The sequence below is a fragment of the Billgrantia sp. Q4P2 genome (assembly GCF_052806135.1).
Genome location: NZ_JBRBAI010000003.1, coordinates 108,970 through 121,286, shown reverse-complemented (window position 1 = coordinate 121,286; position 12,317 = coordinate 108,970). Strand labels below are relative to the sequence as shown.

Below are 12,317 nucleotides of genomic sequence, written 5' to 3'. Positions count from 1 at the left end.
ATGGCCGCCCTGATCGTGGTACTGACCCCGGGGCCGAACATGATCTACCTGATCTCGCGCTAGATATGGCTGGCCGTGCAGCGCTACGTCATGGGCGGCGTGCTGGCCGGCATGGCGGCCAAGCTCGCCGCTGAGCCGCGACACGGCGTCTAGGGGCTGGGTAGTCCATTGCCGGTGCTGCTCACTTGCATTTGCCGGCCAGAGTTCGAGCGCTTTATTCCCACCAGGCCTGCTACGCCTTGCCTGCCCGATGTACACCTGCGGCCAGCTCACGAACCAGGCCATGCACTGCCTCGACGGCGCCGCGCCGTGTTTCGGCGCTCTCGATGCCTTCCACCAGGGCCGAGCCGACCACCACGGCATCGCTGAATCGGCCAATCGCTTGCGCCTGTGCGGCAGTGCGAATGCCGAAACCGACGGCAATCGGCAGGCGGCTATGCTCGCGCAGCCGGCCCACCATGCGTTCGACATCCTGTAGCGCCGGGGCGCTACCACCCGTAATGCCGTTCACCGAGACGCAATACAGAAAGCCCGAGGCATTATCCAGAACCCGGGGCAGCCGTTGGGTGTCGGTGGTCGGGGTGGCGAGGCGGATGAAGGCAATGCCGTGCTCCTTGGCTGGCAGGCACAGCTCGTCGTCATGCTCGGGCGGCAGGTCGACCACGATCAAGCCATCGACACCGGCACGGGCCGCATCCTCCAGGAATCGCGCCACACCGTAGCGGTGTATGGGGTTGTAATAGCCCATCAGCACCAGCGGCGTTTGTGTATCCTGCTGGCGGAAGGCGTGCACCATCTCGAGCGTCCGGGGCATGGTTTGTCCGCCCTCGAGGGCGCGTAGCGCTGCCTTCTGGATCGTGGGTCCGTCGGCCATGGGGTCGCTGAATGGCATGCCGAGCTCGATCACGTCGGCGCCTGCTGCAGGTAGCCCCTTCAGGATTTCCAGCGAGGTCTCGAAGTCGGGATCGCCGGCGGTGACGTAGGTCACCAGGGCCGGCCTTTGCTCCGCCTTGAGCGCGGCAAAGCACTGGTCGAGGCGAGTGGCATCGTTCATGGGGCTCTCCTTGGCGGCGTTCATTGGAATTTCTCGCCGAGATGGTGGGCTACGCTCATCATGTCCTTGTCGCCTCGCCCACTCAGGTTGACCACCATGATGTGGTCGCGGGGCAGTGTCGGTGCACGTTTGGCGACCTCGGCCAGGGCGTGGGCCGATTCGAGCGCTGGAATGATTCCCTCCTGACGGCAGCAGCTCTGAAACGCCTCGAGCGCTTCGTCGTCGGTGATCGAGACGTAGTCGATGCGCCCCCGTTCATGCAGCCAGGCATGCTCCGGGCCGATACCGGGGTAGTCGAGCCCGGCGGATATGGAGTGGGCGTCGATGATCTGGCCGTCCTCATCCTGCAGCAGGTAGGTGCGGTTGCCGTGCAGTACGCCAGGCGTGCCGCCGATGAGGCTCGCCGCGTGCATGCCGGTCTCGACGCCCTTGCCGCCGGCCTCGACGCCGATCATCTCGACCGTCTCGTCGTCGAGAAAAGGATGGAACAACCCCATGGCGTTCGAGCCGCCGCCGATGCAGGCGATGAGGGAGTCGGGTAGACGCCCCTCCTTCTCGAGGATCTGCGCGCGGGTCTCGCGCCCGATCACCGCCTGGAAGTCACGCACCATGGCGGGGTAGGGGTGCGGCCCGGCCACGGTGCCGATGATGTAGAAGGTGTCATCGACGTTGGTGACCCAGTCGCGCAGCGCCTCGTTCATCGCGTCCTTGAGCGTGCCCGTACCCGTTGTCACCGGAATGACCTCGGCGCCGAGCAGCTTCATGCGAAACACGTTGGGCTGCTGGCGTTCGATATCGGTCGAGCCCATGTAGACGACGCAGGGCATGCCGAAACGTGCCGCTACGGTGGCGGTGGCGACGCCATGCATGCCGGCGCCCGTTTCGGCAATGATGCGTGTCTTGCCCATGCGCTTGGCGAGCAGGATCTGGCCGATGCAATTGTTGATCTTGTGCGCGCCGGTATGGTTGAGCTCTTCGCGCTTGAGGTAGATTTTTGCGCCGCCGAAGTGCTCGGTAAGACGCTCGGCAAAGTAGAGCGGGCTGGGCCGGCCAACGTAGTCGCGCTGGAAGTAGGCGAGCTGGTGCTGGAACTCGGTATCCTGCCGGGCCGCATCGTATTCGGCCTGAAGCTCGGCAATCAGCGGCATCAACGTCTCGGGCACGAAGCGACCGCCGAAGCGGCCGAACAAGCCATTGGCGTCAGGCTGCATCGAGTATTCGTTCATGGGTTGCCTCGAAGGTCATGGGAGAACATTCAACGAAGCTAGCGCAGACAGAGGCGGCGAAAAATCGATAAGATGGCCGCTACATGTGAGCCTGGATCACAGATCGATGCTTAATTCCATGCCTTCCCTCAGCGCGCTGCGCGCTTTCGAGGCTACCGCGCGGCTGGGTAGCGTCACGGCTGCTGCCCATGAGCTCAGCGTGACTCACGGTGCGGTCAGCCGTCAGCTGCGTAGCCTGGAAGAACACTTCGGCGTAGCGCTGTTTGAGAAGGCGGGTCGAGGCCTGCAGCTCACGAGTCACGGGGAGCGGCTACAGCGCGGCGTTGGCCAGGCATTCGTCCGCCTGCGCGAGAGCTGTGCGCAGTTGAAGCGTGACGTCGAGGGGGCGCCGTTCATCGTCGCCTGTTCGGGCAGCCTCCTGGCGCGCTGGCTCATTCCCCGGCTCGATCATCTTCATGGTGAGCTGCCCGAACTCAAGCTGCATGTCGTATCGGGCGAGGGTGAGTTCACGCCTGGGCAGGATGAGATTAGCGCGACGCTGACTTTTTCCGCACCGCCGTGGCCCACTGAGGTAGAGGTGCATGAGCTTGCCGCAGAGCACATCTGCGCGGTAGCGAGCCCGCAGTTGGCCACTCAATTCGATCCGGCGCAGCCGGCAACGCTGTTCAACGCCAAGCTGCTGCATACCGCCTCGCGGCCGCAGGCCTGGCCGCAGTGGGCACACGCACAGGCGCTCGACCCGGCACGCCTCGACCGGGCGCTGGCCGAGGGGCAGGGCTTCGATCATCTCTATTATCTGATAGAAGCGGCGGTGGCGGGATTGGGCGTGGCGATAGCGCCCCGGCTGCTGGTCGAGGACGACCTGCGTAAGGGACGCCTCGTGGCACCGTGGGGATTCGTCGAGACACCCGCTCGGCTATGCCTGTGGCTTTCACCCAGCGGCAATCAGCGGAGCAGCATTCGGCTCATCGAGTGGCTCAAGCGTGAATTGAACGACATGCTCCTCTAGTGACCGGTGCCTGCTCTGGTGCGAACACCGCGCAGGTGATCGATGGCTGTGAGAGGTCATTACGGTAGCGGTCTTCGCATCGTCAGATGAAAAAATTGACGTCCATCAATCACTAAACGGTATGTGTCTGCTTGTCCATAGAGTGGCTGAAAACCTGCTACCTATGGATGGCTGTTTTCCTCCCAAAGTTTCATACATGCATCTCATATGCCTCTCTAGTATCAGTGATGCAACACTGCTCGTTGCGATTGCTACATCATAAGAAATAGGAGGGTTAAATATGAAATGGGTCGATCCAGAATTTTGTGATATTCGCTTGGGTTTCGAAGTCACGGCTTATGTCTATGTTCGCTGATTGAAGGAGCCGGGGTGGCTAACAGCCATCCTCGGTTACATCGATAATAATAACAAGGAGGTGGGTATGTTAACGAGTCAAAGAGTTGAATTGGCCGCTAGTTATGTCATCAATCCTACCTTCCTGTTTCGCTGGGAGGAGTCGCAAGATGCTCATGTCCTGCTCTATCCCGAGGGGATCGTAAAGCTGAATGACACGAGCGCCAGCATTCTGGCTCTCTGCGATGGCAGCGCCACCGTGAACGATCTCATCGCTGAGCTCGAGACCCGCTACGATGCCGAGCGTGAAGTCATCGCCCAAGGCGTCATCCAATTCCTGGAGGTGTCCCATGCCAAAGGCTGGATCCGCGTTGCGTCTTGATGGCGATGGCAAGCCCATATGGGTATTGCTGGAGCTGACTTACCAATGTCCGCTTAAGTGCGTCTTCTGCAGCAATCCGGTCGATTTCGATCGCTTTCGAAACGACGAACTGAGCACCGAGGAGTGGAGGCGAGTCATTCAGGATGCCCGCAAGTTGGGTGCCATGCAGATAGGTTTTTCCGGTGGCGAACCTACCTTGAGAAAGGATCTCGAGGAGTTGGTCGAGGAAGCTGATGGGCTAGGCTATTACACTAACCTGATTACCTCCGGGATCGGACTCACCGCGAAGCGTCTGAGAGCGCTAAAGGAGGCGGGGCTGAAGCATATCCAGTTGGGCTTCCAGTCCAGCGACCCTGCGACGGCTAACAGGCTGGCGGGAGCGGAGTGCTTCGACAAGAAGCTGGCGATAGCCAAGGAGATCAAGACCCAGGGATTTCCCATGGTGCTCAACGTCCCGATTACCCGGCACAACATCAGGCAGGTTCCGGAGATCATCGAGCTGGCCAGTGAACTCGGCGTGGAGTACTTGGAGCTGGCCAACGTGCAGTATTACAACTGGGCGTTGCTCAATCGGGACGAGCTGTTGCCGACCCGAGAGGAGCTGGAGCAGGCCGAAGAGGAGGTCAAATGTGCCCGTCGTCGCCTTGGCGATGCCATGACCATCTTCTTCGTCATTCCCGACTATTACGAGGGTCGCCCCAAGGCCTGCATGAACGGCTGGGGATCGATTCATCTGACCATCGCGCCGGATGGCACCGCGCTGCCCTGTTCCCAGGCACGTACCATCGAAGGCATGGATTTTCCCAATGTCCGCCGGCATGACCTCGGATGGCTGTGGCGGGAATCCCCAGCTTTCCAGAGATTCCGGGGCAACGAGTGGATGAAGGAGCCGTGCCGCAGCTGCGACGAGCGAGACAAAGACTTCGGCGGCTGCCGCTGCCAGGCCTTGCTGCTGACCGGTGATGCCGCCAATGCCGACCCTGCCTGCAGCAAGTCTCCGCACCATCATGTGATCCAGCAGGCTATCCGGCAGGCGGCGACGGCCGAGCGCCATGCCGCCACCTTGATCGCTCGCCAAGGCGGTTACGAGCTGGGGAGGGAGGCGACATGAGACTGCCGCACGATTCCCTCGGTGGCACTCTGGCCGCCGGGCTGACGTTGACCGGGGTGCTCTATCTCCTCGTGCGTACTCTGATGTAGGAGGCCGGATCATGGCACTGCTCGATTTCGCTTTTCGCTGGGCGCATATCCTCTTCGCGCTGGTTTGGATTGGGCACAATTACGCCAATGTCGTGAAACACCCCTCCTTCGTGCCCCTGAATGGCGAGGCCAGCGAGACAGAGCGTAGCGCGGCGTTGGAGGCCAGGATGCAGCGCGAGCATGGCACCTTCCGCTACGCCTCCATCGTGGTCTGGGTATCCGGCATGGCCATGCTGTGGTACCGGGGCTGGCTGGTCGATGCGCTGCGGCTCGAGGGGCCTTATGCGGTCATCGGCATGGGCGCCTGGATTGGCACGCTGATGCTGCTCAACCTGTGGCTGGTGCTGTGGCCCCACCAGAAAAAAGTATTGGGCTTCGTGCCGGCGCCAATGGAAGAGCGGGTGCGCTGTTCGCGCATCACCTTCCTGTCGTCGCGCACCAATACGATCCTGTCGATCCCCCTGCTGTTCTTCATGGCGGCCAGTGGGCACGGCTTGCATCTCTTTGTCTGAATGCTGTTTCTGAACGCCTTTTTCTGAGCGTGGTGCGAAGGGGGTGCATGGCTACCGTTTCTGTATACAACTTTGCTGCCGGTCCCGGTACGATGCCTCGAGAGGTACTAAGCCAGGCACGGCAAGAGCTGCTCGACTGGGAGCAAAGCGGCTTGCCGGTCATGGAGATGCCCTTCACCGGCGAGGAGTTCCAGGCTATTCAGCAGCAGGCCCAGCAGGATCTGCGCGAACTCCTTGGTGTGCCTTCCGACTATCGCATTCTGTTTCTGCAGGGCGGCGCCTCGGCGCAGTTCGCGCTGCTGCCGATGAATCTGCTGCCCCACGGTGGCCGGGCGGATTATCTCGATACCGGGTACTGGTCGCGCAAGGCCATGGCGGAGGGAGGCCGCTATGCCCGGATCCGCATTGCCGCCAGCGGTGCGGCACACGGCTACCGCTACATTCCCTCTCAGGACGAGTGGAAGCTGGACCCCGAGGCGGGTTATTGCCATATCACCAGCAACGAAACGGCCGACGGCCTGGAATACCATTGGCTGCCGGACACCGGCAGTGTGCCCCTGGTGGCCGACATGACCTCCGATTTCCTGTCGCGCCCCATCGACATTGAACGCTTCGGCGTGATCTATGCTGGCGCACAGAAGAACATTGGGCCGGCCGGGCTGACGATCGTCATCGTTCGCGAGAACCTGCTGAATTCGGCGCGACCGGAAACGCCCTCGGCCTTCAACTACCGTGTGCAGGCCGAGAGCGAAGGGCGGTTCAATACGCCGCTTACCTACGCGATCTATATCGCCGGCCTGGTGTTTCGCTGGCTGAAGCGCCAGGGCGACCTGGGTGCCATTGCCCTCCGCAACCGGCGCAAGAGCGACAGGCTGTACGAGGCCATCGACGCCAGCGAACTCTACGCCTGCCGGATTCGGAAAGAGGACCGATCCCTCATGAACGTCTGCTTCGATCTGGCGGACGCCTCGCTAACGGCTGAGTTTCTGCTCCAAGCGCAGCGGCGCGGCTTGCTGCACCTGCAGGGGCATCCCTCTCGCGGCGGGGTGCGGGCGAGCCTCTACAATGCCATGCCCGAACCGGGAGTCGAGGCGCTGATCGATTTCATGCAAGACTTCGCCTCTCGCCATGTCGGGCTGCACGCCGTCAACTGTCTTTCTCACCCGAGGTAGGTGCATGTCCCGCTATCTCATGGCGGCACTAATGCGGGGCAAGCCATCGCTCGCTCGCCGGCTCGCCTTCGCCCGGGCCAGGTGGAGCGCATGGTGCCAAGCCCGCTTGGCGACGTCGGCTGATCAGGAGGCGGGCATTGACTGCTTGGCCCCGCTGCGTGTCATGGGGCTGGAGTTCCCCAATCCGCTTGGTATCGCCGCTGGATTCGATAGGTGGGGGCAACTGGGACGGAAGGCGGGTGCCTTGGGGTTCGGCTGCATCGAAATCGGCACCCTGACGCCGCAGGACATGGCCGTACTTGTGAACAGCGAACCGACACGCGATGGTAGCGGGACGATGCTGGGGGTCAATATCGGCATGAACCCAGGGACCGGGGCTTCCCAGGCCCTGCAGGACTATCTCGCCTGCCTGGGTGCGGTGTGGAACCGGGCCGACTACATCACGGTCAATCTGTGCAGTCCCCAGGCAGGCGCGCTGCTGCACCCCAACTTCAAGGCGGGACTGGATGAGCTGCTGGCCGCCTTGAAGCAGGAGCAGCGAGTCCTTACCGTCGTGTCCGGCCGCTACGTGCCCTTGGCGGTGAAGATCAGGCTGACCCCGGGGAGCAGTGAGCTGCCCGAGATCGTAAGCCGCCTGGCAGCGCTGCGCTTCGATGCCGTAGTGGCGGCGATCGACGAGGGCCCGCCGGCCACACCTCGGCGCTACGCCATGTGGCAGACGCCGTTGTGGCAGCGTCAGGCCTGTGAACAGGTCGGTAGGCTCGCCACCCTGCTCTCGGGGGGGATGCCGATCATCGCGGTGGGCGGGGTCGGCTCGGCGGGCCATGTCGCCGGGCGGCTGTGCGCCGGTGCCGCGCTGGTGCAGATGCACGATGCCCTGGTCTATCAGGGGCCCGGCGTCGCTCATGCCATTCGGCGGGAGATGGTACGTACCCTCCGGAGCGCCGGCTGTGAGGCATCGGGACCTCGTCATTCTTCGTCGACTCGGCTAGCGTGAGAAGGGTAGCCGCGAGAGGCTAGCCACTCGCCATAGAGCCTGATGTAGCAGTTCAAGCTTTCCGGAGCGCCCATGCCGCTCGATGTCTTTCACCCCGCCGTCAGCCAGTGGTTCGAACGCGATCTCGGTGTGCCCACCGAGGTGCAGGCGCGTGCCTGGCCGGCCATCGGCGCGGGCGGCCATGTGCTGATCGCCGCACCCACCGGTTCGGGCAAGACGCTGGCGGCATTCCTCGCCGCCATCGATGCCCTGGTGCGCCGCGGGCTCGAGAATGAGCTGCCCGACGAGACCGTGGTGCTCTACGTCTCGCCGCTGCGTGCGCTCTCCAACGACATCCAGCGCAACCTGCAACTGCCCATCGCCGGCATTGGCGAGGTGTTGACGGCTGCGGGGCAGCAGGCGCCGGAGCTTCGCGCCTGGGTGCGTACCGGCGATACCACCTCGTCGGAGCGCGAGCGCATGCGCAAGCGCCCGCCGCATATCGTGGTGACCACGCCGGAATCGCTCTACGTGCTGCTTACTTCCGAGTCGGGGCGGCGCATGCTGTCGACCGTACGCTCGGTGATCGTCGACGAGATCCATGCGGTAGCCGGCACCAAGCGCGGCTCGCACCTGGCGCTGTCGCTGGAGCGTCTGGCGGGGCTGACCTCGCAGCCGCCGCAGCGCATCGGGCTCTCGGCCACGCAGAAGCCGGTCGAGGCGGTGGCGGCATTTCTCACCGGCGGCGCCGACTGCACTATCATCGACACCGGCCACGTGCGCGAGCGCGACCTGGCCATCGAAGTATCCGGCTCGCCGCTTACCGCGATCATGGCCAACGAAGTGTGGGAAGAGGTCTACGACCGCCTGGCGACGCTGGTGCGCGAGCATCGCACCACGCTGATCTTCGCCAATACCCGGCGGGTGTGCGAGCGGGTGGCGCGCCATCTCGCCGACCGCTTGGGCGAGGAGTGGGTGACGTCGCACCACGGCAGCCTAGCCCGCGAGCACCGCCTGGACGCCGAGCAGCGCTTGAAGCAGGGCGAACTACGCGCGCTGGTGGCCACCGCCTCGCTGGAACTGGGCATCGATATCGGCGAGGTGGACCTGGTCTGCCAGCTCGGCTCGCCGCGCTCCATGTCGGCCTTCCTGCAGCGGGTAGGACGTTCCGGTCACGGCGTGGGGCGCGTGCCCAAGGGGCGGCTGTTCCCGCTGACCCGTGACGACCTGGTGGAAAGCACGGCACTGATGGGCGCGGTTCAGGCCGGCGAGCTCGATCGGCTGCACATCCCCGAGGGGCCGCTCGACGTGCTGGCCCAGCAGATCGTCGCCGAGGTCGCCGGGGCGGGGGAGACCGACGAGGCGGAACTGCTCGAATGCATCCGTCAAGCCTGGCCTTACCAGGCGCTGAGCGAGGAGAGCTTCGAGGCGGTGGTGCAGATGCTTGCCGATGGCTACACCACCCGGCGCGGGCGGCGCGGCGCCTACCTGCATCGCGACCGGGTCAACGGCCGCCTGCGCCCGCGACGCAACGCGCGGCTCGTTGCCCTGACCAACGGCGGGGCGATCCCTGACCACTTCGACTACGACGTGATCCTGCAGCCCGAGGAGATACGCGTCGGCACCGTCAACGAGGACTTCGCCTTCGAGAGCATGCCGGGCGACATCTTCCAGCTCGGCAACCAGGCCTACCGCATCTTGAAGCTCGCCACCGGCAAGCTTTACGTCGAGGACGCCCGCGGTGCGCCGCCGAGCATTCCGTTCTGGTTCGGCGAGGCGCCGGCACGCACCGCGGAGCTCTCCGAGGCGGTGTCGCGGCTGCGTGAAGGTGTCGACCGGCAACTGGCCGAGGGCGATGAGAGCGATGCCCAGCAGTGGCTGGAAGCCGAGTATGGGCTCTCGCCCGCCGCGTCCGAGCAGTTGGTGCGTTACCTCGCCGTGGCGCGTGCGGCACTCGGCGTGATCCCCTCTCAGCGTCACCTGGTGCTGGAGCGTTTCTTCGACGAGGCCGGCGACATGCACCTGGTGCTGCATGCGCCGTTCGGCTCCAAGCTCAACCGCGCCTGGGGCCTGGCACTGCGCAAGCGCTTCTGTCGCAAGTTCAACTTCGAGCTGCAGGCGGCGGCGCTGGAGGACTCCATCGTGCTGTCGCTGGGGCCGACCCACAGCTTCCCTCTCGACGAGGTATGGGGCTATCTGAATAGCAGGACGGTACGCGAGGTGCTGATCCAGGCGCTGCTCGACGCGCCGATGTTCGGCCTGCGCTGGCGCTGGAACGCCTCGGTGGGGCTTGCCGTGCCGCGCACCCGCAACGGTAAGCGGCGCCCGCCGCAGCTGCAGCGCCAGGATTCCGAGGACCTGCTCTCGGTGGTCTTTCCCGACCAGCTCGCCTGTGCCGAGAACCTGGCCGGCGCGCGGGAGCTACCCGATCACCCGTTGGTCAACCAGACCCTGCACGACTGCCTGACCGACGCCATGGACATCGACGCCCTGGAGCGGCTGCTGGCGCGTCTGGAAGCCGGTGAAGTCGCCGTCAGCGGGCGCGACCTGGCGGTGCCATCGCCGCTCTCCGAGGAGGTGGTCAACGCGCGGCCCTACGCCTTCCTCGACGACGGCGCCCAGGAGGAGCGGCGCACGCTCAGCGTGCGCACCGGCGACGCGCTCGACGTGGCCGATGCCGCCGCCTCGGCGCGCTACGCCCCCGAGGTGGTCGCACGCGTACGCGAGGAGGCCTGGCCGGCACCGCGCGATGCCGACGAGCTGCACGATGCCCTGGTCATGAGCGGCTTCATTGCCGCAAGCGAGACCGACGCTGATTGGCGGCCCTGGTTCGAGTCGCTCGCCGAGTCGCGGCGTGCCACCCTGGTCACGCCGCTTGGCGGCGAGCCGCTATGGCTGGCGGCGGAGCGCCTGGGCGAGCTGCTGGCGATCCGTCCCGAGGCCGCGTTCGCTCCGCCCATCGCGGCGGTGGGCGAGGTGCCGCAAACACCCGACGAGGCGCTGATCGAGCTGCTGCGCTCGCGCCTGGAAACGCTGGGGCCGGTCACGGCGGCAAGTCTGGCCGTGTCGCTAAGCGTATCGACCGAGCGCACCATGGCGGCGTTGGCACGCCTGGAGGTGGAGGGCTTCGTGTTGCAGGGCGCTTTCCTGGGTGGCAGTGAGGTGGCCTGGTGCGAGCGTCGCCTGCTGGCGCGCATGCATCGCTATGCCATCGACCGCCGCCGCGCCGAGATCGAACCGGTGAGCATTCAGCACTACCTGCGCTTCCTGCTCGACTGGCACGGTCTGACCGAACGGCCGGAGGGGCCCGAGGCATTGGCCGGAGCGGTAGAGCGGCTTGAAGGTTTCCCCGTCGCTGCGGGTGCCTGGGAGAGCGACGTGCTGCCGGCGCGGGTGGCCGATTTCACCCCGCACATGCTCGACCAGCTGCTCGCCAGCGGGCGCTTCATCTGGCTGCGGCTGCTGCCGCCCCGAGTCGCAGAGGGCGATGAGCGCCAGCGCCCCGGGCCGCTGCGCAACACCCCGGTCGCGCTGATCGACCGCCAGGCGCTGGCCGACTGGCGCGAGGCGGCGCCGGCCCCCGAATTGGACGAACTTCCGCTCTCCGGCGGCGCGCGCCGAGTGCTGGAGGCGTTGCAGGGCGGCGGGGCGATGTTCTTTGCCGACCTGCTCGGCCCCACGCGCATGCTGCGCACCCAGGTCGAGGAGGCGCTGGGTGAGCTGGCTTCCTGGGGCTTGGTCACCTCCGACAGCTTCACCGGCCTGCGTGCGCTGATCGCCCCGGCCAGCAAGCGCCCGCCCATCGCGGCGAGTGGGCGAAGACGTCGGCGTCATGCCCCTGGGGTGGATGCCGCCGGGCGCTGGTCATGGCTGCCGGCACCCGAACGTGAGCCCTCCGCCGGGAAGCGTCGCATCACGACCGACCTGGAGAGCCTGGAGCATATCGCCTGGGTGCTGCTGGAGCGCTATGGCGTGGTGTTCCGCCGCGTGATCGAGCGCGAGCCGGCGCTGCCGCCGTGGCGCGAACTCTTGTATGTCTATCGTCGCCTGGAGGCCCGCGGCGAGATCCGCGGCGGGCGCTTCGTGCAGCAGTTTTCCGGCGAGCAGTTCGCCCTGGCCGAGGCGGTGGGGGGACTCAAGGCCATGCGCCGGCGTGAGCCGGACGGTACGCGAGTCGTGGTGGCCGCCGCCGACCCGCTCAACCTGATGGGCATTCTCACCCCCGGTACGCGATTGCCGGCCGTCTCGGGCAATCGCCTGCTCTATCGCGACGGCGTGCCGGAGGCGGTGCTGCAGAATGGCGAGGTGCATTTTCTCGAGACGCTACCCACCGGGCTCGAGACGCTGCCCTCCGAGGCGAAGTGGCAGGTGCAGCAGTTGCTGCGGCGTGGGCCGGGGCATGAAAAACCCCCGACACCAGAGGTGCCAGGGGCTGCGATATCGATGCGTTGAC

10 protein-coding genes are annotated in these 12,317 nt (G+C 65.2%); 8 read left to right on the top strand and 2 right to left on the bottom strand.

Annotation, left to right across the window (positions count from 1 at the left end):
• Positions 1–232 precede the first annotated feature (232 nt).
• A complete protein-coding gene (trpA, locus tag ACUY1T_RS05940; protein WP_446020953.1) occupies positions 233–1,054 on the bottom strand; it encodes a tryptophan synthase subunit alpha in 822 nt (273 codons plus the stop codon).
• A gap of 20 nt (positions 1,055–1,074) precedes the next feature.
• Positions 1,075–2,280, bottom strand: coding sequence for a tryptophan synthase subunit beta (gene trpB, locus ACUY1T_RS05935; protein ID WP_446020951.1), 1,206 nt, complete (start codon positions 2,278–2,280; stop codon positions 1,075–1,077).
• A 106-nt stretch (positions 2,281–2,386) separates the two neighbouring features.
• Between trpB and ACUY1T_RS05930 the strand changes: the two genes are divergently transcribed.
• The 8 genes from ACUY1T_RS05930 (at position 2,387) to ACUY1T_RS05895 (ending at position 12,316) form a co-directional block, all read left to right on the top strand.
• Positions 2,387–3,289, top strand: coding sequence for a LysR family transcriptional regulator (locus ACUY1T_RS05930; RefSeq protein WP_446020949.1), 903 nt, complete (start codon positions 2,387–2,389; stop codon positions 3,287–3,289).
• 280 nt (positions 3,290–3,569) lie between these two features.
• Positions 3,570–3,644, top strand: a complete 75-nt coding sequence (gene pqqA / locus ACUY1T_RS05925; protein WP_446021597.1) for a pyrroloquinoline quinone precursor peptide PqqA — start codon at positions 3,570–3,572, stop codon at positions 3,642–3,644.
• Positions 3,645–3,710: 66 nt separating this feature from the next.
• Entirely contained in the window at positions 3,711–4,004 is a 294-nt protein-coding gene (pqqD, locus tag ACUY1T_RS05920; RefSeq protein ID WP_446020947.1) for a pyrroloquinoline quinone biosynthesis peptide chaperone PqqD, read from the top strand.
• A complete protein-coding gene (pqqE, locus tag ACUY1T_RS05915; RefSeq protein ID WP_446020945.1) occupies positions 3,973–5,115 on the top strand; it encodes a pyrroloquinoline quinone biosynthesis protein PqqE in 1,143 nt (380 codons plus the stop codon). Before pqqD ends, pqqE begins: the two co-directional genes overlap by 32 nt.
• A gap of 100 nt (positions 5,116–5,215) precedes the next feature.
• Complete coding sequence (locus ACUY1T_RS05910) at positions 5,216–5,716, top strand: urate hydroxylase PuuD (RefSeq protein WP_446020943.1); 501 nt, start codon at positions 5,216–5,218, stop codon at positions 5,714–5,716.
• Positions 5,717–5,763: 47 nt separating this feature from the next.
• Complete coding sequence (gene serC, locus ACUY1T_RS05905; protein ID WP_446020941.1) at positions 5,764–6,888, top strand: 3-phosphoserine/phosphohydroxythreonine transaminase; 1,125 nt, start codon at positions 5,764–5,766, stop codon at positions 6,886–6,888.
• A 4-nt stretch (positions 6,889–6,892) separates the two neighbouring features.
• Positions 6,893–7,885 (top strand): hypothetical protein, encoded by a 993-nt coding sequence (locus tag ACUY1T_RS05900; RefSeq protein ID WP_446020939.1) that lies wholly within the window; start codon positions 6,893–6,895, stop codon positions 7,883–7,885.
• 72 nt (positions 7,886–7,957) lie between these two features.
• Positions 7,958–12,316: a DEAD/DEAH box helicase gene (locus ACUY1T_RS05895; RefSeq protein ID WP_446020937.1), complete on the top strand. Its 4,359-nt coding sequence runs from the start codon at positions 7,958–7,960 to the stop codon at positions 12,314–12,316.
• Position 12,317 lies beyond the last annotated feature (1 nt).